Consider the following 22,787-nt stretch of genomic DNA (forward strand, 5'->3'; position numbering starts at 1 on the left):
TAGGACTAAAAACTTATATTGTAAACTTCAAACAGGATTATCTAACAAAAGTGTAAACCTATACCAGGACTAGACCGGGGGACCTGGTATAATAGATAGTGCATTGATAGTCCATGAGGAGTGCATGAGGAGTGCATGAGGAGTCCATGCGAACAGTATAGATAGTGCATGGATGATCCATGATATACGCAAGTCCGGGGCACCGGAGAAGCATCCGGGAGGCAGGGGGCCTTCAGTCGCAATTTTGTCCTGCCAATGCCTGATCCCTGGCAAAACACTTATGACTTTGCCCACTGACAGCTTATGCACCGGCTGACCTTCCAAATGCAATTACATTTTTACAAAACAATTTAGTGGTCCCCTGTATGCAGCTCAAGGGTACTGTCGATCCAGTTTGCAATCAATTCCTTTTGGCCGGTAGTTAGCCTGGCATCAGCATGTATAAGGGTATATGAACTTAACGGCATTTTACCGGCTGTTACCTGTTCTTTCATTCTCTTCATTTTATTACGCTGTCTTTTGGATGAATAGGCCCCATACTCATCAAAATTCAACTCCTTTTTCCCTTCCCTGATATGAGCAGCCATTAACCAGCCCACAGGCTGAATACCCGCATACCAGGGGTAGCGGGTATTATTACTATGACAATCATAACACGCCTGCTTCAATATCGTTTGTACATTCGCCGGAATGGTGTACAAACCGGTGATTTCATCCGGAGATTTCCTGCCACCGTTTTCATTTTTCTCCGGTTGAAAAAATTGTATCGCAACAATAATGATCAGTAATAAAAATAAAATGATCCTGGTCATACGCTATTGAATCATCTCTTTAACGGAACCGCAGGCTGGCATTTTACTACCCATATAAGGATTCTGTATGTCCTTTGTTTCGCTCAGCCACAGCGCTCCTTTGTTATCATTGTACATAGGGCAATAATCATGATACAAAGTTTGCTTCCCGCCAAATGCCTTTACCAGTGCATATACATCCTCACTCATCTGGGCAAAGTGTTCACGCTGATGTGCTATATTTCCCTCATTCCTGCCAATATGCTCCGCATGTTCTTTCAGATCATCTTCATTTTCATGATACACTTTCTGTTGTTCAGGCGTCATAGCGGCCTTATCTACTTTTTCCAATGCGATTTCCATTGCTTTACCACTGCCGGCAGCTTCAGCTGAATTATCGGCAGCAAGACTATTTTTAAGATGCAGATAATGTCCGAAAACAGGTGTCAGGGAGGCCATTACGTTTGCATCCACATTTGTAAACCGGGGCTTTACCTGCACAATTGAATGATCAGCGGGCGAACTTCCCTGTTTCATAACCATTGCAGCAGTATCATGCTGATGCGCTTCATGAGCGTTATTGTTGCTGTTATTACAGGCAGTAAAGGTAACGGTGGCTGCCACTAAAGCGCCGGTGATGATTGTTTTCATTTTATTTTTTTTAGATATTATTGAATTGTTTCTTTCACTTCGCCGCAGGTCAGCATCTGATCGCCGAAATAGGGATTCTGAATGGCTTTATCGCTGCTCAGCCAGTAAGCGCCTTTATCATTCATCGCCATCGGGCAGAAGTCGACATACAGCTGACCGCTACTCAACCCGGATTTCTTTGCGAGGGAAATAAAATCATTGCTTAACGCCGAAAACGCTATCCGTTGTGTTGCGATGTCTGCGGTAGCGGTGATTTTTGCAGCGCCGGCGCCTATTGCTTCACCACCTGTTATCTCGCTGGCGCCGGTTTCAATAGCGTTGCCGGCAAGGCGCGCTGCTTTCACATCTCCCTTAACCAGGGCAGCAGACAGCAGCACATAATGCTGATACACGGCATGCAGCTTATCATCTTTCAATTGTACAATCGCAGGGGAAGGTGCTATTGTTTCATGTTGACTGGTGGAGTCCTGTTCCTTAGTTACAGAATTGTTGTTGCCGCATGCGGCCAGGAAAATCAGCGCCGCCAGCGGAGCTACCGTAAATTTTACAAATTGTTTCATGGCTGTTTGTTTTTTATACAGATATTTTTAATGTCCCATACCAGGCATTCCCGCCATCGGGTCAGCGCCTTTTTTAAGGATATATTCGGAGTACAATAAATAAGCGCCGGTAATCACCACTGTATCTCCTGCTACCAGGCCATGCGTAATTTCCACGTCGTCGAAATTTTCCATACCGGTGCTTACCATGCGCGGTTCAAATTTTCCGCGGGTTTTCTGAATCCATACATGCGCGCCTTTACCATCGCGGATTACCGCATCTGCCGGCAGGCTTAACACGTTGCCTTTGCTGGTAACCGGTAATAAGATGTTTGCCTGTAAACCTGGCTGCCAGCGGTTATCCGGGTTGGGAACAGTACCCCGCACCTGCATCAGCTGACTGCCGCTTTGCAACGACGGATAGATAAACTGCACCGTCATTGTTTGTGGCTCATTTTCCCAGCCGGCAATGATCACCTTTACCGGTTGTCCTACCTGTACAGCAGCTGCTTCTGCGGGATACAGATCGGCTTCTACCCAAAGCTGGCTATATCCTTCCAGGCGCATCACTTCGCCGCCTTCGTTTACATACTGCCCTTCTGTGGCGGTAAGCCCGGATACCACCCCGCTAACTGTTGCCGGGTAAGTAACATAAGGGTTTACCTTCCTCGATTGTACCAGCCGGCTGATGTCACCAGCTGACTGATCATATAACACCAGCTTTTGCTTTGCAGCCTTTTCTATCTGCTGAAAACGCGCATCATCCGGGAACTGTGTTACCTGTGCTACCGCCAGCAGGTATTCCTGTTGAAGGCTCGCCAGCTGCTCTGAATATATTTTATATAAGGGCTGGCCCTTGCTTACCTTTACGCCCGTTTCCTTTACATACAATGCCTCAATACGGCCTGCTACCCTGCTGGAAATAACGGCCGACTTTTCAGGATCTGTTACCAGTCTGCCGTTCAGCTGCCTGAAGTTGGATAAAGCACCGGCGCCCACCACCATTGTCGTGATGTTGGCCAGCGCCATCTGGCTTTCACCCAGGGTAAGCGATGCTTCTTTATTATTTTTATCAAATGGTACCAGCTCCATACCGCAAACAGGACAGGTACCTGGCTTGTTCTGCACTATTTGCGGATGCATAGGGCAGGTATAGGTTTGCACCTTTTCCTCTCCTGCCTGTTTCTTACCTGCATCCTTACAGGCGGCCAGCAATACTACCGGCGCAAGTGAAACAAACGCCACTGCCTTTAAAAAACTTTTCCTTTCCATATTGCTTTAATGATCAGTTTTAATAAAACTCTCGCTGTCTACCAGGTAAGCTGCATTAGCGGCTACTTTCCAGTTACCGATGTCAGTGATTACCTGGATCATGTCTTTCGTTACCACACCCGTTTTCACGGTAACGGGAACATATACTTCCTTCTCCTTCCGGAAAACACCAGATTGATTACCCAAACGCCACACCGCCTGTTTTGGCAGCCACCATCCTTCGGTATAAACAACAGGAACATTTGCATATAGTAATTGTCCTACCCGGAAATCATTATTTTCCAGGTATACCCTTGCCAGCGTAAAGTTCACGCCATCGCGGAACACGGGCTCTATCAAACCAATACTTCCCGATTGCATGGCCGTATCATTATTGGCGGGAAAAAATAACAACCGCTGGCCGCGTTTGATCCTGACTGCCAGTGGCATCGGAAAAGCAAATTCGGCAACGAGGGCTTTGGCCTGGTAAATGGTAAAAAGCGACTGGCCCGCATTTACATACTGTCCTTCGCGTAACAGTACAGGAGCAGCTACCGGGGCCGCCGGAGCAGGCGCCGCTGTTGCCGTTGCTTCGCCACCCATACCGCCCATACCATCCGGGGAAGCAGCAGGCGAAGACGGCGCAGCCACCGGACCCGCAACCGTTTTTTCCAGTATATAACCATCGCTGTTACTGTAAACAGGAATACGATAAAAGATATTACCGGTTGTAAGCACCTCGTTAATTTGTGCCGGTTGCATACCCAGCAGTTGTAACCGCTGCTTTGCTCCCGCCAGCATCTCCCGGCTGTTATGTGCTACATAGAGTAACTCTCTTTGCGCCGCCGCCAGATCAGGAGAATATACCTCCATGATCAGCTGACCTTTCCGCACCGGCTGATAGTTATATTTTATCAGCAAGCGCTCTATCCGTCCGCCAACCCTGCTGGCTATACTGGTTTGGTTGCGGGTATCATACGTAATGACACCATTTACTTCCGACGCATAAATGCGGGTGCCTCCCTCCGGTTGAATAGCGGGGATAGCCGCAATTACCTGTGCATTCACCGGCTTTGTAAGCCGGGCAATGCTACTATCTATGGCCTGCTCATCATGCACAGCCTGCCTATTGTGAGCTGCTTTATCCGCTTTGCCTTTGCAGGCGGACAATCCGGCGGCCATTGCAAACACAGGGAAGAATATTTTAACGATATAACTGTTTCTCATAATCCACTATCATTTCATAGAGTTTTAATTTCTCATCCAGTACGTTCAACTGCATCATGGTGAGCGCTTCCCAGGAGTCGATCACGTTGGACAATGCCAGCTTGTTTTCCTGGTAATTCAGAAAGTTGGCATCCAGCGTTTGGCGCAGCGCAGGAATGATCTTTTCTTCCATTGCTTCCACGCGCTGCTGCATCGACTGTATTTCAAACTGCATACCATACAGCATTCCCTGTGTTTCCTGGAGCATTGCCGCCCGCTCCTTTTCCATCGCCTCCACATTATACTGCATGGCTTTTACACCTGATTTGTACATCCTGGACGACCACGGCGCTATCGGGATACTGATCATTCCCATCGCGCTGAAAGCCCTGGGCATCATGGCATCCAAAGGACGCATATGATCAAAGCGCACTTTGAAATCGGGTTTCTTCTCCCGCTTCATACTATTAATGTTCAGCTGCATGGAACGGATACTTTCATCCATCTTTACCACATCCTTCCTCGCGGAAGCAAGAGACGCCGTGTCGTAGGAAGCAGCCACTTCAAACACCGGCTGGTAAGTAGTGTCAATATCAAACGCCTGGTTGCCGGGCGCATTCATCAGGCTGTTGAGCCACGACCTTGCCTTGGCAATGGCGCCTTCCTGCATGCGGATCATGTTGTGATTATCCTCGATCTTTGCAGTGGCTTTAAACACCGCGCCGAGCTGCGACTGGTTATACGGATAGCGCACTTCCTCAATCTTTTTCATGGTCACCATGATCTTCTCATTTTCCTGCAATACCCCAATACGCTGTTTGGCAACAATCCAGTTAAAATAAAGACGTTTAGCCTGTGCCTTCAGATCATTCAGCGTAATATCCCTGGTGGCCAGTTCAATATTTCCCTGGGAGGCGATGTATTTTTTCTTTGCATTCAGTTTGGCGGGATTAGGAATATCCTGTTCAAGCTGCAGCATCAGGCTGCCTTTGTCCCTGTCGTCCATCACCTGCTGCCCCGGATAAGGCGTCATAAATGTTCCGACGCCTACCATCGGCGCCATCCAGGCCGTAGCTGCATCAGCGCTGTACTTATAACTTTCTGCTTTCAGACCGTATGACTGTAACAGGATATTGTGCTGATCCACCCTTTGCAGAATGGTATCCAGCCGCAATACAGGCGCCTGCTGCGCGGCCAGTGTTATGGGTGCGCAAAGCGCTGTTATCAGTATATATTTAATGATGTACTTCATGAATTTCTATTTTTCCGTACTTGCGTAATTCATATTCTTTCGACAATAAAAAGATCAGCGGTGTTACCAGCAGGATGTGTGTGGAAGAAGTAAGCACACCGCCAATCATCGGCAACACTATTGGCTTCATCACATCTGTACCTACACCGGAAGCCCAAAGAACGGGCACCAGTCCGAACAGCGATACGCATACCGTCATCAGCTTGGGCCGTAAACGTTTGGCGGCGCCGTGAATCACAGCCAGCCGCAGGTCTTCCGGGGTAATTGTTTCCGAAGAATTACCTTTCTCTTTCACCAGTTGCTGCATGGCGTCATTTAAATAAATAACCATTACAATCCCGGTTTCTACGGCAATACCAAACAAGGCAATGAAACCTACCGCCACTGCCACCGATAAATTCACGCCCCAGAAATAGATCATGTAGGCGCCGCCAATCAGGGCAAACGGCACGGTAATAAGACTAAGAAATGCTTCCCGGATAGAATTAAATGCGAAATACAGGGAAAAGAAAATGATCACTAATACAATGGGGGCAATCCACATCAATGTTTGCTGGCCACGGATCAGGTTTTCATACTGTCCGCTCCACTCCAGGTAATATCCCTGCGGCAGTAGGCCTTTGGCCTTACTCATCTTATCTATCGCCTCACTCACGGTACCTCCGAGATCACGGCCACGCACATTAAATAAAACAGCCCCGCGAAGCATGGCGTTTTCTGAAGAGATCATTGGCGGCCCATCCGCAAATTTCACATCTGCTACAGCGGATAAAGGCACTTCGCCAAAAGATGCGGACATGAGCGGGATGCGTTTAATCCGTTCAACGCTGTTACGATAGTCCTGTGCCAACCGCACGCTGATGGAAAACCGCTGCCGGCCTTCCACCGTATTACCTACGGGAGCGCCGCCCAGCGCAAATTCCACCGTTTGGTTCACCTCATCTACATTCAGTCCATAACGCGCCAGGTCCTGCCGGCGCACATCAATATCCAGGTACTTACCGCCGGTAACCGGTTCTACGTACAGGTCCATGATACCAGGCGTACCTTCCAGGGCCATCTTCACGCGTTCAGATACCACCGCAATACTATCCAGGTGCTGCCCATATACTTTCACGCCTACGTCTGTACGGATACCGGTAGCCAGCATGTTTATGCGGTTAATGATAGGTTGCGTCCAGCCATTCACCACACCGGGGATCTGTAACTTTGTATCCAGCTCATTGATGATGTCCTGCTTCGTTTTACCTTCCCGCCATTTCGCTTTTGGTTTCAGCATGATGATCGTTTCAATCATACTCATAGGAGAATTGTCGGTAGCCGTGCTGGCGCGTCCGGCCTTTCCTAAAACCTTGTCCACTTCCGGAACAGATTTAATGATCTTATCCTGCACCTGTAAAATGCGTTTCACTTCTCCGTTGGAAATATCCGGCAGTGTTACGGGCATAAACAAAATGCTTTGCTCATCCAGCGGTGGCATAAATTCGCTACCAAGACTTTTAAGCAGCGGGATAGTAATCACCAGCGCGATGATATTGATAGCGATGGTCGTTTTCCGCCACTTCAGCACTCCTTTTATGATGGGCTCATAAATTCTTTCCAACACCCGGTTTACCGGGTTATCATGATCCGGCCTGAATTTTCCTTTCATAAAGAAGGAGATCAGCACGGGCGCCAGTGTAATTACCAGCAGCGCATCCACGATCATGATAAAAGTTTTGGTATAAGCCAGCGGGTGAAACAGCTTACCCTCCTGCCCTGTTAGCATAAATACCGGCAGGAACGAAGTAATAATAATGATGGTCGCAAAAAATACCCCACGGGATACCTGCTTACTCGACTTCTCTATTATCTTTAACCGCTCTTCTTCAGATATCCATTGCGGTGATTTTTTAAATATATTCTTCAGCCAGTTCATAGTTACTTGGTTTTTTGTTCGCCCTGCCACTGCGCATACCGTTCTGCCAGGTGTTTATAGGCATTTTCACTCATGATAATTCCATTGTCTACAATAACCCCGATAGCCAGCGCAATACCTGTGAGCGACATGATGTTGGAAGAAATGCCAAAAGCATTCAGCAGGATAAAACTTGCGGCCAGGGTAACCGGGATCTGTATAATGATGCTAAGGGCGCTGCGCCAGTGAAAAAGGAAGATGATCACCACAACAGATACCACCGCCATTTCTTCAATAAGGGTATGTTTAATGGAATCCACGGATTCTTTGATGAGTGCTCCCCGGTCGTACACGATGTCAAACTTCACTCCATCGGGAAAGCCTTTGGCCACCTCCTGCATTTTTATCTTCACTTTATCAATCACCTCTGCAGCGTTTTCACCATAACGCATTACTACGATACCGCCTACACGCTCTCCTTGTCCGTCCTGGTCGAAGACGCCCAGCCTGGTTTCCCCGGTCATCTGAACAGCGGCAACATCTGATATCTTTACAGGAATACTGTTCTGCGTTTTAACGGGTATATTCTCTATTTCAGCCACTGACTTTAAGTAGCCGGATGTTTTAATGATATAGCCAATATCACTTAGCTCAAATTTGCGGCCGCCGGATTCATTGTTATTCGTACGAATGGCATTCATTACTTCTGCCACGGAGAGCTTATAATAAAGGAGCTTATTGGGATCTACGGTAACCTGGTACTGCTTCTGAAAACCGCCGAAAGAGGCAATTTCACTGACGCCTGCTACATTTTGCAGGGCGAATTTCACGTACCAGTCCTGCAATGCGCGTTGCTCACCCAGGTCCATACCCGGCGCATCCAATGTGTACCAGAGTATATGTCCCACGCCGGTACCATCGGGCCCCAGTTGTGGCGTTACGCCTGTTGGCAATGTCCTGGAAACGGTACTTAATCTTTCCAGTACTCTTTCCCTGGCCCAGTAAATATCTACGTCATCATTAAAAATGATATAGATAAAACTCATTCCAAACATAGACGTACCGCGTACATACTTAATTTTGGGAAGACCCTGCAGGTTAGTCACCAGCGGATAAGTGACCTGGTCTTCGATCAGCTGTGGTCCCCGGCCCATCCATTCCGTAAATACAATCACCTGGTTTTCGGATAAATCCGGGATGGCGTCAATAGGGTTCTTTTTCACGGCAAAAATGCCCCAGGCAAACATAGCCGCCGCCATTACCAGCACAATAAAGCGGTTGCGCAATGACCATTCTATAATACGATGTACCATATCTCTTTCTATAAATCTTTATGCAGTTACTTTCCCGGCAGGTATAAAACAGGCCGCTGCAATCGTATGGCAATGGCGCAATTCATAAACCGGTAAGTTTATTTCTCAATAAATTATGTGGTAAGATAAAGGCGTGTGAATGCTGTATGGTATTAGCATACGCCGGAGGAAGCGGGGTATCAGATCAGGAAGCTACAGTTAAATATATGCGTGGGTATTTTATTACTTCGCGGTGGCGCATGGGTAGCCGGATATTCTTCCGCTATGGACAGCACATGCACCGGGTGATGCTCAAAAAAAGACAGGGGAGCCACCAGCATAGCTACCTGGTTAAAATGAAAGGCATGTTCGGCGGCTTTCTGGTCCTTTTCCAGCTTTACCGTTTTGTGTTCATCCCTGCAACATTTTTTGGCGCATGCCTTACTATGACCAATACTACACTGGTTGCAGGGCTTCACTTCTCCATGCCATAACGCCACTTCTACCAGCTTTCCCATGCAGTAGTGCATGTGGAAAGTAGCGCCGGTAGATGAGCCGGCATACAGGAAAGCTAATATGAGTGCAAGCGCCTTTTTCATGCTGTAACAAAAGTAGCGGTAACCGCCCGGTTGATTGTTATATAATTTTGTGTTTGTTTTATATTTTAACCGGAAAGAAGTTTGCTCCGGGAGCGGCAACCTTTTTTTTGCAGTCCGTGATGATCTTAAGCAACGGGATTCTAAGGCCCAGCGGGCTATTTACAATAATTTACAAAGTTTACATTTTAATTTACAATCCTAATCCTTCAAGCGGAAAGGATTAAAGTAGTTTCGCTGTATCAAACTTTTATATGAAAAATAAAAGAGATGCCCTAAGCGGATATGATTTATCAGGAGATAGATTTATCAGGAGATAGATTTATGTTAATTAAAACTACAAAAATTATGAAAAAAGCTATTTATGCGCTGATCTTACCGCTGGTTGTGGTAGGCGGACTAGTATTTGCCAATCGCGAAATCAAAAATGAAAATTCTAAAAAACCAACCCCCAGGCCACCCTCTGCTGCAGAAATGAAAGCCGAATTGAGAAAATGGGAGGCTACCCCTGCTGGTATAATGTTCAAAAAATGGCAAACGTCTCCCGACGGTAAAAAAGTGCTTGCCGGCGCTGCTAAAATAGGGAAGCCTGTAAGTGCTTTTACCAATATGGAGGCTGTTGTAACCTCTCTTTCTCTTCCGCCAGGCTCACGATTAGGTTTTGGAGTGATGGTCAGGATTGACGGGGTCGATTATATTCTTAGTTTTGGGCCGAAACAGCCTGATGAATTTCAGCAATTGCTTAGCCTGAAAGTTAACGACAAAATAATTATAAGAAGCCATAATGTATCGTACGCCCCCAAGTATTCATATCCAATAGTATCGGGCGACTATATAGAACGGGATAGTAAAATAATTTATGAACGTCCTCCCAACAAAGGTGGTTGCTGAGTACTTCATCGGGCCTGAAGGTCTTCGCGGCCTTCAGGCTTTTTTTATTGACAGGCTGAATACAGCGGAAGCAGCAGCAGGGTATTGTTTCCGCGGTGTGAGGCGGTTTCCGCATTATCCTATCTCCACCGTCACATCACCTGTAAGAGGAAAGCTCTGGCAAAGAAGCACCATTCCCTCGTCCACCTCCTGTTGCCTGAGCGCATAATTACCAAGCATCTTCACCTTCCCGGCAGTAACCTTTGCAGCGCAAATACCGCAGGTACCTCCCTTGCAGGAATATGGCAGGGGAATCCTGTCTTCCAGCGCTGCTTCAAGGATCGTTTTACCGGCAGCCACCTCCAGCAGGTTACACTGTTCATAAAAATGCAGCAGTACTTCCTGTGCCGGTACTACTTCTTCCTCTTTAACGGGTTCCGGGGAAAACCACTCCATAAAAATATGCTCCGCCGGTACCTGCAACGCTTCCAGCATTTCATGCTGCATTTTCATTAAGCCTGTGGGTCCGCAGATAAAATAGTGAACCGCATCCAGAGGGTCGCCTACCGCCTGTTGAATAAGCTTCCGCGTTACCAGTTTACCCAGCCGGCCCTTAATAAAATCCGGGGAGGCCGCTTCTTCATAAACTGATATCACATGATGAACGTTGATCCGTTCCCGGTAGTGCTCCTGCCATAGCGCGATATCGTTTCTGAATATAATTTCATCCGGCGTGCGGCTGGCGTAAATGAGGGTAACACGGGTATCGGGAGACTGGCCGATCACGGATCTGGCAATGGCATACAAGGGCGTGATACCACTTCCACCCGCCAGCAGCACAAGATGCTTCGCCTGATGGGTATTGTGTGCAGGAGTAAATGAGCCATAGGGGCCGGATACAGACCAATGCGTGATGGCTGATGCCTTGTCGGCAATATAGTTGCTCATGATCCCCCCTGCTACTCTTTTTACCGTGATGGCAGGTTGTTTGTCCCTGCCATATACCGAGCTTAAAGAATAAGACCTTGTAACAGCGCCGCCATTGATCGTTAAAGTAATATTGATAAACTGTCCTGGCTTATATATAAACGGCTGGCCGCCGGTATCAAATTGTATGGTTACTGTTGATGCAGTTTCCCGGATAATACCGGCGGTGCGCCAGATCTGTACATTATTCATGTTTCCTGATGATTTATTTTAAAGACGCGCCGCTTTCAAACGCAAACTGTTACTCACTACACTTACAGAACTGAGGGCCATAGCCGCGCCTGCAATCATCGGGTCTAACAAAAATCCGTTGACCGGGAACAAAACACCGGCAGCAACCGGGATACCGATGATATTATAGATGAAGGCCCAGAAGAGGTTCTGTTTAATAGTGCTCACGGTTTTGCGCGACAGCTTCAGTGCTTTGGGAATACTGTTCAGATCAGAAGTGATCAGCGTCATTTTAGCCACATCCATCGCAATGTCCGAGCCTTTGCCCATTGCAATACTTACATCTGCCTGGGCCAGCGCCTGTGAGTCGTTGATACCATCGCCCACCATCGCTACTACTTTTCCGGATCGCTGCAGTTCTTTTACAAAGTCAGCTTTGTAGGAAGGAAGCACTTCTGCTTTATAATGTTTCAGTCCTACTTTCCTGGCTACAGCTGCGGCAGTGTGGGTGTTGTCGCCGGTAAGCATATATACTTCAATGCCGTCTTTTTGTAAGGAGGCTATGGCTTCCCTGGAGGTTTCCTTTATTTTATCGGCGATAGCGATTATCGCCAGCAGCTGCCTGCCTGCCGCAAAATAGATCACTGTTTTAGCATCTTCCTGCAATGCGGCGGCCTGTGCTGCCAGCTGTGGCTCAACAGCAATATGGTTTTCATCCATCAGCTTGCGGTTACCTACCAGGTAAACGGTTTGTTCAAAGGTTCCCTGCACCCCTTTACCGGTGAGGCTTTCAAAGCCTGATAACTGAACGGCCGTTGCACCGCCGTCTTTCAGATACGCTACCACGGCTTCTGCCAGCGGGTGTTCGGATTGCTGTTCAAGGGAATACAGTACTGAGCCGGATGTGGTATTGGCGGTTGTATGCCAGATGAGATCGGTTACCACCGGTTTACCTTCTGTGATGGTACCGGTTTTGTCGAGGATGATGGCGTTTACTTTATGCGCCAGCTCCAGGCTTTCCGCATCTTTGATAAGGATATTATTTTCCGCGCCTTTACCTACGCCTACCATGATGGCGGTGGGCGTTGCCAGTCCTAATGCACATGGGCAGGCGATCACCAATACTGTTACCGAAGTAAGCAGCGCATGGGTGAAAGCGTTATCACCGCCCAACACCATCCAGGAAACGAAGGTGAGGATAGCAATACCTATTACCACCGGTACAAAGATACCGGCGATCTTGTCTACCAGCTTCTGAACCGGCGCCTTGCTGCCCTGTGCTTCCTGCACCATTTTGATAATCTGCGCCAGGAGTGTGTCTGCGCCTACTTTCTCGGCCCGGAAGCGGAAGCTTCCTTTCTGGTTAATGGTACCTGCAAATACTGCGTCGCCGGTATGTTTAGCCACTGGTACCGGCTCACCGGTGATCATGCTTTCATCCACATAAGAGGCGCCATCTGCTAACTTTCCATCCACCGGGATTTTTTCGCCCGGCTTTACCAGCAGCAGGTCCTGCACTTTTACCTCAGAAACAGGAATTTCACGGGTGTTGCCGGATTCATCTACCAGCAGCACTGTTTTGGGTTGCAGGCCGATGAGTTTTTTTATAGCAGATGAGGTATTGGATTTAGCTTTTTCTTCCAGCAGTTTACCCAGCGAGATAAACGCTATCACCACAGCAGCGGCTTCAAAATATACATGCGCATGCAATCCGCGCTGATGCCAGAACTCAGGGTATATGGTATTGAAAGCACTGAACAACCAGGCGATACCGGTGCTCAACGCTACCAGTGTATCCATATTGGCTTTGCGGTGCCTGGCCTGTTTCCAGGCATTGATAAAGAAGTTCCGGCCCAGGAAAAATACCACCGGTGTGGCAAGCGCCATCATGATCCAGTTACCATACGGCATATCCATAAAGAACATCCCGATAATAACGATGGGAAGCGATAACACCGACGCCCAGATGGTGCGTTGCTTCACTTCCCGGTAGTGCCGCTGCTGCGCTTCTTCCTTTACTTCATCCTGGTTTTCCTTGTCAATCACCAGGTCGTATCCCACTGACCGGACGCTGCTTTGCAGCATGGCAGGGGTAACAGTGGCATGATCATATTGTACCCAGGCGGTTTGATTGGCGAAGTTAACGCCGGCATCCTGTACGCCAGGCACCGATTTCAGCATGGATTCCACGCTAACAGCGCATGCCGCACAGGTCATTTCCAATACGGGAAAGGTTTCTTTTGTAGTGCCGGCTTTGTGTTTCCTGGTGGCTGTTGATTCCTGTTGTAATGATATAGCTGATGACATATACTGCTGATTTTTTACAAAGCTACGCTGCGGTGTGGGCACGGGCGTTACACTATTCAAGGGGAATTGTATATAATTTTAAGACTGGTGACCGGGGTGATGGGTCAGGGCTTGCTTTGATTTCCTGATTTCTTTAAAATGAGAGGTATTGAGGCCGGTTTGATCTTTAAACTGCCGGGAAAGATGGGCGCCGCTGCTATAACCCAGTTTAAAAGCAATGTCCGACAGGGTTCCATCAGAATAAACCAGTAATTCCTTTACCTTCTCCACTCGATATTCTTTAATATATTTCTCCAGGGTAATTCCTTCTGCTTCTGAAAAAATATTGCTGATGACTGCATAATCCTTATTCAGCGTACGGGATACTATATCTGAAAACTTAAAATTATCCGGGAAATCATAAGATCCGCCATATACTTTATCTACCAGCGATTTAACGTCTCTTACCAGTTTGGTCTTTTTATCTTCCAGCAGGGTGAAACCCAGCGGGGCCAGTTTCTCCCGGATGGCGTCCATATCCGGTTCAGATAATGCAGACACGGTGGTAATTTGTCCCAGCGTAATACCGGTTACCGGTATCTGCAGCTCATGCAGCGCCTCTCTCACCGCGAGAATACACCTGTCGCAAACCATTCCTTTGATAAATATTTTATAGGCACTTAGCATATATCCGGTATTTGAGCTATGCGAAGTTCATCTATTCCATCAGCAATGGCATTATACAATTCAGGGGAATGTTTATATAATTATAATTTACTGTTTATAGATGTATTCCAGTGCTTCATCTTTATTATCAATAAAATTTAAAGAACTATAGGTAATTCCTTTATCAGGCATTAAGGCGCCTTTTTTTCCTTTCCAGTTTTCCCAATACCTTGTTGAATAACCGATCACGATTTTTGTATTTGGCAGTCTGAATCCGCGCACCTCTCCATAATGGTTGATGTTGCCGCTGGTCATTTGCCCAACCAGGATGGCATTGGTATATCTTTTAAATTCAATGGCATTCATTAAAGCGGAAGAAAAGGTTTGCTTCCCGATGAGCACATAAAAATGGTTCTTCTTATTTAAATAGCTATGTTTAATGCTGTCGATGAAAGGTTCCAGCACACCGGAATTACCGCCACTGTTATACCGGAGGTCAATAATAATTTTATCGGGATGCCAGCTGTTTATTTTTGAAAACAGTTCCTCATTAAACTGCGCGAATGGATGCTGCTCATCATCTATGCAATGAACAAAGTTGAAATAGACCGTTTTCTTTGTTGAGTCATACGCATACCAATAGTCTTTTTCGGGTTCCCTGTAGGGCAACATGGCGCCGTATTGGGGGGACAGTGTCAGATTCAGGCTGTCTTTATTAACGGCGTAAAGTGTTACCTGGCGGGTTTCTCCGTTGCGGCTTTGCAATGTAAATTCTGCGCTTTTATCTGAGTTTAGGACGCCCAGTCCTTTGAGAAAAGAAGGGTTATTCAGAAACTGTTGCTCATAGATCTCAAAATAGGATTGATTGTCGGCCTTAATTACTTCCTTAAACTTCCGGTTAATTTCATCGATGGGATGCCCGTTAATGGCGGTTAGTTTAGATAAGAGAGCAGATGATTGCTGAGGATCAATACCGGTAACAAATATGCCGTCGTCGAATGGGGTAAATTTTATGGGCAAAGCCAGCGTAAACTGAGGCTCAATCCGCGTATGCTCGTCGCCGATGGACACGTTTAACCTGAAAAGCTCCACCATGAAGGTTTCCTCATTCAGGGTGTCAATTTTTCCAGCTATCCGGGCAACTTTATTTTCAAATTCTGTTCTGGTGATTTTGTTATACAGATTTTTGTGCTTTACCGGGAGGGTATCCCTGTAGTACATTAAGTCTTCCAGCAGTTGTTTTTTTGACAGATTTTGTGAGAAGGCGTCCTTGGAAATTAAAATCAACAGGCCGGATATGAAGGCAAGGTACTTTTTCATTTAGTGCTTTTTTACGCAGGTATTTGACAATATACGTACAAAGGTTTGTGTTTATTATGCACGGCGGGCTTAAAATACAGGCATCTTGTCTTGTTCCTTAATTACTACATTTGTATTTAAACGATATCCGGCATGGAAGAAAATAAACAGCACTGGGAAAATGTTTACAACACCAAAACGCCTTCGGAAGTAAGCTGGACACAGGATGTACCACAAACTTCCCTCGATTTCATTCTCCCGGGAAACTTTCCGAAAACAGCGGCCATTATTGACATCGGCGGCGGCGACAGTAAACTGGCCGACTTCCTGCTGGAAGCAGGATTTACCAATATTACCGTGTTGGACATTTCGGCTAAGGCATTGGAAAGAGCGCAACAACGGCTGGGTGAAAAAGCGGGTCTTGTTAAATGGATCGCGCAGGATATTACCACCTTTCAGCCAACCACTACTTACGATATATGGCACGACCGGGCCACGTTTCATTTCCTCACTGCGCCGGAACAGATTGACCGGTACTTATATATCGCCCGGCAAAATATCAATGCCGGCGGCTATGCCATTATAGGCACCTTTTCTACTGATGGTCCCGAAAAATGCAGCGGTCTTCCTATAAAACAATATGATGAGGATACCCTGACAGACCGGCTCAGCAACGGCTTTGAGAAGATAAAATGTATCACTGAAAACCATGTAACGCCATTTAATACCACGCAACACTTCCTGTTTTGCTCATTTAAACGGATCCGCTAGGCCTTCAATTTCTGCCGCTCCGACAGCTTGCCATATTTCAGGTGATATTCTTTCGGGCTCATATCCACCTGCCGGCGGAAAACTTTCCGGAAGAAGCTGATATCTTCATAACCGCATTGCAGCGCCACGTTTTCAATACTCTCGCGGGTATTTTCCAACAGCTTTTTTGCTGCTTCAATACGCACCCGCTGCAGGTATTCCAGCGGGGTATTGCCCGTTGCCTGCCGGAAGCGGCGGATGAAATTCCGGACGCTCATGTGATGGTCGCCGGCCAGCTTTTCGAGGATGATTGCTTCCTGGTAGTTGGCCTCAATGAATTGCTGAATCTTTTTTATCGGGTCATCCACATGATCATGCTGGAAACGGAACACGGAAAAGGCCAGCTGTGAATCCTCATGTGTATTGATCATTAATATTTTTGACGCCATCACGGCTTCCTGGTGACCTATTAATTTTTCTACCAGGTAGATCATAAAGGTGGTGAAACTAAACGCGCCTCCGCAGGAATACACCGCCCCTTCGTCTACAATAATCTTATCGTCCTGCACGCTGATAGCCGGATAACGCTGCTGAAACCGGTCTGCGAACAACCAGTTGGTGGTAGCTTTTTTGCCGTCCAGCAAGCCTGTTTCTGCCAGCAGGAAAGCGCCCACGCAGATGCTTGCGAGGTCGGCGCCTTTGTGGCGTTGCTGCTTCAGCCATGCGATCAGCCGGCCTTCGCGGCTAATCACTTCATCGATCTTATCATAGCGCATGGCGGGAATAATAATTAGGCGGTACCGGTCGCGCGGAGTGAGCTGCTGCGCCTCGCTGCTTCCCATCGGCCTCCGGGTGAACTGCCCATCTGCTTCGGTAATAAAATCAATCCCGATATCTTCCTTTAACGGTGTACCGGTTACCAATGGGTACATCCGCTTAAGCCCGCCCCAGATATCAGCGGGGCCGGTCACGCATGTTGGAACGGCGTCTTTATAATCAAGAATAGCGATACGCAAGAGAATTCTTTTGCATTAAAGATATGGCAATATTGCCTTCTTTTTTGTCATTTCCGCCACTTACTTCCTCCCGGAAGGATGACTACTTTTATGATGTAATAAGCAACCGGTGATAGCCGGGTATACATCACCTGATAAATCTCAATATTATGACAACAACCATCAATACCACACTGACAACCCAGGAAGTAGCAACCCGGTTCAACGAGCTGGCCCAACAGGAAAAATGGTTTGAAATCCAGGACGAATTTTTTGCAGATAATGTAAGAAGCGTTGACCCGGCCCATTCGCCCTACTTTGGCTATGCAGAAGGCAAAGCGGCGGTTCACAAAAAAGGGAAGGACTTTGTATCAAAAATCCGGGAAGTTCACGGCGCTTCTACCACTCCACCCGTTGTTGGCGGCAATTATTTTTCCGTAGGCCGGTGTATGGATGTTACCGTAGAAGGATTCGGAAGAATACAACTCGATGAGATCATGTTATATGAAGTGAAAGACGGACAGATTATACTGGAGCAATTCTTCTATTAGAAAATATAATATCAGTCCAGTATCCGCATCCGGTAGGCATTCATAGCGGTAGTGCCGAGCTTTGTAACCAGGCGGTAATTGACCACTATGCCCACAGCCGCGCCCACTACGGGAAGCAGCTGCCCCATCTTGGCGAGGTCTATATGATCACGGTATTCAATCTGAAAACGCTGCCAGTCGAAACCGTGAATGTCTTCCGGCAACTGGCGGCTTTTCTCTTTCCAGTCCACAATATTCTCATACACATTGCGCCGGTGTTCCTGGCTGCTGAAAGCCAGCTGGAAAATATAGAGGATGTACAGCCGTTCCTTATAATCTTTTACATCAAAACCATAAAAGGTGGCAATGTCAAAAAGTAATTTCAGTTTCATGCCAAGCAGTATCGGGAAATCGGCAAGGCCCCATAAAAATCCGCCTGCGCCGGTAAGGCCGCCCTCAGCCGCGGCTGTTTTCCGGTAAAAGTCCACCCGGCGAAGCACCGCTTCTTCCATATCATACAACGAAGCAAAAACAGGCTGGTTGGGTACGGTGTACGTAGAGCCGAACAACACACCCCGCACCATTTGTTTAATGGTAACAGTAATAGCATCATGTATTTTCTGCGGAATAATGCGGTTAATACGGGACTGTACCGATCTGGACAACCGGTCTGCGAGGGAAGGCCGGCCCTGCATTTTATGCTGCCAGATCTCCAGTTCTGCTTTCATCCGTTGTTCATATAACATAACCGAAATTACAAAAAAGAAAACAGCCGGTAGTTACCCATTTTTCCTACTGTGGTCACAAAATAAATACAAATGATAATTTCGATCCTATAGAAATTAATTTGTACTGCTGGCATTATTCATTTAACCCTCAATATATACCCCATGTCGGAAACTATTTTGCGGGCATGGCGTCGAATATGATAGGCTTAACGAGGAATATGATGCATTCAGGGTTTGGAGCTTTTCAAGAGAGTCGGAATCAAATGGGAATGCCTTTTATTTTTAGGAGAATAGGTAACTTTATTTTTCAGAGTATTGGATCAATTGGTAATACATTAGTACCTTCAGGTGCGCCAAATACACACTCTTAGCCCAGTGTTTGCAGACGATCCGGCTTCTGAGGATTTACAAAATGCAGGATATGAAAGACCGTTAATAATCCCATAAACAGTTTCAAAGATGAATAGGTTATTTATATTATTTTTAGCGTCGATATTGATCACTAGTTGTAGCAACACTTATTATACGTTACCTAGTCCTGACGGGAAGTACTGTGTCACTTTTGAGGAAATTGAGTCTATCCAACCAGGTACCCGGTTTTTAAACCTGTATATGAACAATTCAAAAATGTCTCCCAATGCACCGCATATTAGGCTTAAATGGTCTAGTATGCATGGAATAGTAGTTAACTGGAAAAGTAGGCCAATTAAAATAAGGAGCCTTCTAATTCAGTCAAACTCTCTTGATAGTTCCCTTTATGATGTAAAGCTAAACATGAGTAAAGAGGAGGAAAAGGAATTTAAGTTACCCGGATCTGGCTGGAAAATATATGATTTTGTTGAGGCGAGAGATGGAGCTTATAAAAAATGTGCTAATTAGAATGTACTTATCAGAGGTTAGAAGGACTTCTTTATTACTAGATGCAGTCCCTTTCATTTTTATTCAATACCAAAATTAGTCTACGAAAAAGCGCGACACCGCCATAACAGCAGTGTCGCGCTTTCTTCGCAAACGTTTTACAACGTAGCCATATCAATCACAAACCTGTATCTCACATCTCCCCGCTCCATACGCTCATAGGCAGCATGGATATCTTTCATATCTATCAGCTCAATATCAGATACGATATTATGCTCTGCACAGAAATCCAGCATTTCCTGGGTTTCCGGCAAACCGCCGATAGAAGATCCTGCCACACTTTTGCGGCCATCGATGATTGCAAAAGGAGGTATTTTATTAGGGGAAGACGGAACGCCCACGCAGATATGCGTACCATCTGTCTTTAATAAAGACAGGTACAAACCGAAATCATGTTCCGCACTCACGGTATCCAGGATGAAGTCGAAAGAGCCTTTCACGGCTGCTACCTGATCAGCGTCGGAGGTTACCACAAAATGATGTGCGCCCAGCTTTGCCGCCGCTGCCGCTTTTGATGGGGAAGTACTTAATACCGTTACTTCTGCACCAAAAGCCACCCCGAATTTTACAGCCATGTGTCCTAAACCGCCCAGTCCGAGAACGGCCAGTTTATGACCCTTGCCTACTTTCCAGTGCCTTAACGGAGAATAGGTGGTAATACCGGCACACAGCAACGGCGCTGTTGCGGCCAGCGGTAATTTATCGGAGATATGCAATACGAAATCTTCTTTTACTACAATGGTATTGGAGTATCCACCGTAGGTAGGACTACCATCTCCATACTTATCCACGCTGTTATAAGTTAATACGGCGCCATTCTGGCAATATTGCTCCAGGCCGTGGTTACAGTTATCACAGGTGTGACAGGAATCCACCAGGCAGCCGGTACCTGCCAGGTCGCCCACCTTGAACTTTGTCACGTGCGATCCTACTTTTACAACACGTCCTACTATTTCATGCCCCGGCACCATAGGGAAAATGCCTGGAAACCACTCATTCCTTATCTGGTGCAGATCTGAGTGACACACACCACAAAATAAGATATCAAACTGTACATCATGAGGCCCAACTTCCCGGCGTTCAAAATTCCAGGGGCCAAGATCAGTGACAGGACTTTGCGCAGCATAACCTTTAGCTGTAATCATTATAAGAGAATTTTAATTGTGTAACCAGGCAAAATTAACGGGCAAATACCAGCTCCCACTTGTAGCCATCAAAGTAATAATTGTGGAAATCAAACAATTTGCCCCTAAAACAGTATTATCCTTAACTTGCAGGCTTATCACACATCCTATGGTTACTTTTCCAGCGCTTTTCCACCGCCTGTTCTTCCAACATAAAAAGAAGATGATCGCTTTTTTACTGGTATGGCCCGCCTTCGCAATGGCGCAGCAGCAACCGGCGGAATACCGTCACCTTTTCACGGCCGGGGTGGCCAGTGGCTTAATGGGCGGCCTGTACGACGGCTTCTATCCTATCGACTCCTTAAAAACAAAAGGGGATTTCGGATTGGGCGCCCCGGATAAACTCGACGGAGAACTGCTGGTATTGAACGGCAAAGTTTATCAAACACAATATACCGGGAAAACATTTGAGGTAGCGGACCAGCATCACCGCATTCCTTTCTGCATGGTTAACTTTTTCCGCGCCAATACCGTGATACATGTGCCAAACAGTATGGACAAAGCTACTTTTTATCATTATCTCGACAGTATCATGCCTAACGTGAACGGCATGTACGCGATTCATATCAAAGGTAAATTCAGGTATCTGAAAACAAGGGCTTTCCCTCCGGTGAATGAGCAACCTTATCCGCAGCTGGCGGGTATGCTCGACAAGCAGCATTTCTTCCAGTATAAAGAAAGCAACGGCGACCTGGTAGGATACCGTTTACCGGTATATATGGACAACACCAATATCTCTGGTTATCACTTTCATTATCTTTCAGATCAGAAAGATGCCGGCGGCCATATTGTTGACCTTATCACCGGTGATATCACCATCGAAATATCTTTGCTCGACAGCTACACCGTGCAGTTGCCAGCCACTCCGGCATTTAACCACTTCGATTTTAAAAAGGACCGGCAGGAAGATATCAAAAGTGTAGAAAGAGGGTCGGCGAAATAATCTTTATCACGACATCAGGTAACCAGGCTGAATACCGCAACCCTGGCGGTGTTCATTGAAAAGCATTTTCATCTTGCCGGTCATCATGCCGTTCCATCCGGCCTGGCTGAGGTATACCTCGTTGCCCGCCACGTTCCGGAATACAGCAGTAGTAGTGATCATCTTCTGCTGATGACCGCCTATTACAAAGTCGATATGCGTGGATTTAGTAGCCATATCACGGTTGTCTGCCGTTTCGCCGGGTTGCTGGAACCCGAGGTGTGAAAGACAGATCACTACATGGCAGTTATGTTCTTTTTTAAGCGTGGCGGCTACCGCATCGGCAGCTTCCACGGGAGGCAGGTAAGTAACGCCGGGAGTGCCTGTCAGTTGTGGCCCTACACCGGTGATGCCGATTTTTAACGATCCCGCATATACGATTTTGTGACGTACCACCTGGCGCGCCAGTGATTGATCGGTGAAACGATAGTTGCAATTCACCAGTGCAAATTGCATGTGCGGAATCAGTGCAGCCAGTGCGGCCTGTCCGTTGGCGAGTTCCCGGTTACCAATAGTGGCGGCATGATAGCCGGCGTTATTCATGGCCCTTATCATTTCCATACAGGCGTTCACGTTATCTGTTCCACAGGTAAAATCGCCGGCATCCACAAACACGCCCTGCTCCCCTTCCTGGCGGTGACCGGCCGGCTGACCATGCAGGTCATTCGTATGCCAGATCAGGAGTTCCCGGTTATTGCCGGGAAGATAAGTGGCGTTTTCTGAAGCGGAAGTCAGCGCTCTGAGGGGATTTTGCAACAGCAATAAGCCTGTTACCAGTGATGTATTCCGTAGAAAGGAACGGCGTTCTTTATTCATATTATAGGGATCTGGAAAAAAGTGATGTGAAGATAAACACTTCCGTTGATTTCTTGTTAAACCAAATAAATATTACTTTGAAAAAAAAATAAGCTATACTTTTATACCAGTTTTATCATAGATAACGTGA

The 22,787-nt window shown here is 46.8% G+C and carries 22 protein-coding genes; 5 read left to right on the plus strand and 17 right to left on the minus strand.

Going from position 1 to position 22,787, the window contains the following annotated elements:
* Positions 1–350 precede the first annotated feature (350 nt).
* From V7S65_RS29615 to V7S65_RS29655, 9 genes are all read right to left on the minus strand, one after another.
* On the minus strand, positions 351–812 hold the full coding sequence (locus V7S65_RS29615) for a heme-binding domain-containing protein (protein WP_079472442.1): 462 nt from the start codon (positions 810–812) through the stop codon (positions 351–353).
* A gap of 3 nt (positions 813–815) precedes the next feature.
* Positions 816–1,442 (minus strand): DUF3347 domain-containing protein, encoded by a 627-nt coding sequence (locus V7S65_RS29620; protein WP_336389394.1) that lies wholly within the window; start codon positions 1,440–1,442, stop codon positions 816–818.
* Positions 1,443–1,459: 17 nt separating this feature from the next.
* Positions 1,460–2,002, minus strand: coding sequence for a DUF3347 domain-containing protein (locus tag V7S65_RS29625; protein ID WP_336389393.1), 543 nt, complete (start codon positions 2,000–2,002; stop codon positions 1,460–1,462).
* A 27-nt stretch (positions 2,003–2,029) separates the two neighbouring features.
* Positions 2,030–3,253: an efflux RND transporter periplasmic adaptor subunit gene (locus V7S65_RS29630; RefSeq protein WP_336389392.1), complete on the minus strand. Its 1,224-nt coding sequence runs from the start codon at positions 3,251–3,253 to the stop codon at positions 2,030–2,032.
* Between the two features lie 6 nt (positions 3,254–3,259).
* Positions 3,260–4,459, minus strand: a complete 1,200-nt coding sequence (locus tag V7S65_RS29635) for an efflux RND transporter periplasmic adaptor subunit (RefSeq protein ID WP_336389391.1) — start codon at positions 4,457–4,459, stop codon at positions 3,260–3,262.
* Positions 4,437–5,690, minus strand: a complete 1,254-nt coding sequence (locus V7S65_RS29640) for a TolC family protein (protein WP_111580239.1) — start codon at positions 5,688–5,690, stop codon at positions 4,437–4,439. Before V7S65_RS29640 ends, V7S65_RS29635 begins: the two co-directional genes overlap by 23 nt.
* Complete coding sequence (locus V7S65_RS29645; RefSeq protein WP_079472448.1) at positions 5,674–7,608, minus strand: efflux RND transporter permease subunit; 1,935 nt, start codon at positions 7,606–7,608, stop codon at positions 5,674–5,676. Before V7S65_RS29645 ends, V7S65_RS29640 begins: the two co-directional genes overlap by 17 nt.
* Positions 7,609–7,610: 2 nt before the next feature.
* Positions 7,611–8,900 carry an efflux RND transporter permease subunit gene (locus tag V7S65_RS29650; RefSeq protein ID WP_336389390.1) on the minus strand — a complete coding sequence of 430 codons (1,290 nt, stop codon included), beginning with the start codon at positions 8,898–8,900 and terminating at the stop codon, positions 7,611–7,613.
* A gap of 179 nt (positions 8,901–9,079) precedes the next feature.
* Entirely contained in the window at positions 9,080–9,478 is a 399-nt protein-coding gene (locus tag V7S65_RS29655) for an HYC_CC_PP family protein (RefSeq protein ID WP_336389389.1), read from the minus strand.
* Between the two features lie 345 nt (positions 9,479–9,823).
* On the opposite strand from V7S65_RS29655, the gene V7S65_RS29660 reads away from it, so the two are divergent.
* Positions 9,824–10,366 (plus strand): hypothetical protein, encoded by a 543-nt coding sequence (locus V7S65_RS29660; RefSeq protein WP_336389388.1) that lies wholly within the window; start codon positions 9,824–9,826, stop codon positions 10,364–10,366.
* A 114-nt stretch (positions 10,367–10,480) separates the two neighbouring features.
* Here V7S65_RS29660 and V7S65_RS29665 read toward each other — a convergent pair whose 3' ends face one another.
* From V7S65_RS29665 to V7S65_RS29680, 4 genes are all read right to left on the minus strand, one after another.
* Entirely contained in the window at positions 10,481–11,524 is a 1,044-nt protein-coding gene (locus tag V7S65_RS29665; RefSeq protein WP_336389387.1) for a ferredoxin--NADP reductase, read from the minus strand.
* Between the two features lie 18 nt (positions 11,525–11,542).
* The gene (locus tag V7S65_RS29670; protein WP_336389386.1) at positions 11,543–13,810 is read right to left on the minus strand and encodes a heavy metal translocating P-type ATPase; all 2,268 of its coding nucleotides are present in this window, start codon (positions 13,808–13,810) and stop codon (positions 11,543–11,545) included.
* Positions 13,811–13,888: 78 nt separating this feature from the next.
* Positions 13,889–14,476, minus strand: coding sequence for an AraC family transcriptional regulator (locus V7S65_RS29675; protein ID WP_336389385.1), 588 nt, complete (start codon positions 14,474–14,476; stop codon positions 13,889–13,891).
* An 87-nt stretch (positions 14,477–14,563) separates the two neighbouring features.
* Positions 14,564–15,775 (minus strand): hypothetical protein, encoded by a 1,212-nt coding sequence (locus V7S65_RS29680; protein WP_336389384.1) that lies wholly within the window; start codon positions 15,773–15,775, stop codon positions 14,564–14,566.
* A 132-nt stretch (positions 15,776–15,907) separates the two neighbouring features.
* On the opposite strand from V7S65_RS29680, the gene V7S65_RS29685 reads away from it, so the two are divergent.
* On the plus strand, positions 15,908–16,525 hold the full coding sequence (locus V7S65_RS29685) for a class I SAM-dependent methyltransferase (RefSeq protein WP_336389383.1): 618 nt from the start codon (positions 15,908–15,910) through the stop codon (positions 16,523–16,525).
* Here V7S65_RS29685 and V7S65_RS29690 read toward each other — a convergent pair.
* A complete protein-coding gene (locus V7S65_RS29690; RefSeq protein ID WP_336389382.1) occupies positions 16,522–17,520 on the minus strand; it encodes a GlxA family transcriptional regulator in 999 nt (332 codons plus the stop codon). The two genes, V7S65_RS29685 and V7S65_RS29690, sit on opposite strands and share 4 nt — an antisense overlap.
* Before the next feature lie 149 nt (positions 17,521–17,669).
* Between V7S65_RS29690 and V7S65_RS29695 the strand changes: the two genes are divergently transcribed.
* Positions 17,670–18,050 carry a SnoaL-like domain-containing protein gene (locus tag V7S65_RS29695; protein WP_336389381.1) on the plus strand — a complete coding sequence of 127 codons (381 nt, stop codon included), beginning with the start codon at positions 17,670–17,672 and terminating at the stop codon, positions 18,048–18,050.
* 11 nt (positions 18,051–18,061) lie between these two features.
* On the opposite strand, the gene V7S65_RS29700 is transcribed toward V7S65_RS29695, so the two are convergent.
* Positions 18,062–18,775 (minus strand): EcsC family protein, encoded by a 714-nt coding sequence (locus V7S65_RS29700; RefSeq protein ID WP_336389380.1) that lies wholly within the window; start codon positions 18,773–18,775, stop codon positions 18,062–18,064.
* 594 nt (positions 18,776–19,369) lie between these two features.
* Here V7S65_RS29700 and V7S65_RS29705 point away from each other — a divergent pair.
* Positions 19,370–19,636 carry a hypothetical protein gene (locus V7S65_RS29705; protein WP_336389379.1) on the plus strand — a complete coding sequence of 89 codons (267 nt, stop codon included), beginning with the start codon at positions 19,370–19,372 and terminating at the stop codon, positions 19,634–19,636.
* 137 nt (positions 19,637–19,773) lie between these two features.
* Here V7S65_RS29705 and V7S65_RS29710 read toward each other — a convergent pair whose 3' ends face one another.
* Entirely contained in the window at positions 19,774–20,820 is a 1,047-nt protein-coding gene (locus V7S65_RS29710) for an NAD(P)-dependent alcohol dehydrogenase (protein ID WP_079472462.1), read from the minus strand.
* 148 nt (positions 20,821–20,968) lie between these two features.
* Between V7S65_RS29710 and budA the strand changes: the two genes are divergently transcribed.
* Complete coding sequence (gene budA, locus V7S65_RS29715) at positions 20,969–21,802, plus strand: acetolactate decarboxylase (RefSeq protein ID WP_336389378.1); 834 nt, start codon at positions 20,969–20,971, stop codon at positions 21,800–21,802.
* A 6-nt stretch (positions 21,803–21,808) separates the two neighbouring features.
* Here budA and V7S65_RS29720 read toward each other — a convergent pair whose 3' ends face one another.
* Positions 21,809–22,657, minus strand: a complete 849-nt coding sequence (locus V7S65_RS29720) for a metallophosphoesterase (protein ID WP_336389377.1) — start codon at positions 22,655–22,657, stop codon at positions 21,809–21,811.
* Positions 22,658–22,787: the final 130 nt, after the last annotated feature.

The sequence above is a fragment of the Chitinophaga sp. CCNWYY40 genome, from assembly GCF_037483205.1.
Lineage (GTDB): Bacteria > Bacteroidota > Bacteroidia > Chitinophagales > Chitinophagaceae > Chitinophaga > Chitinophaga ginsengisegetis.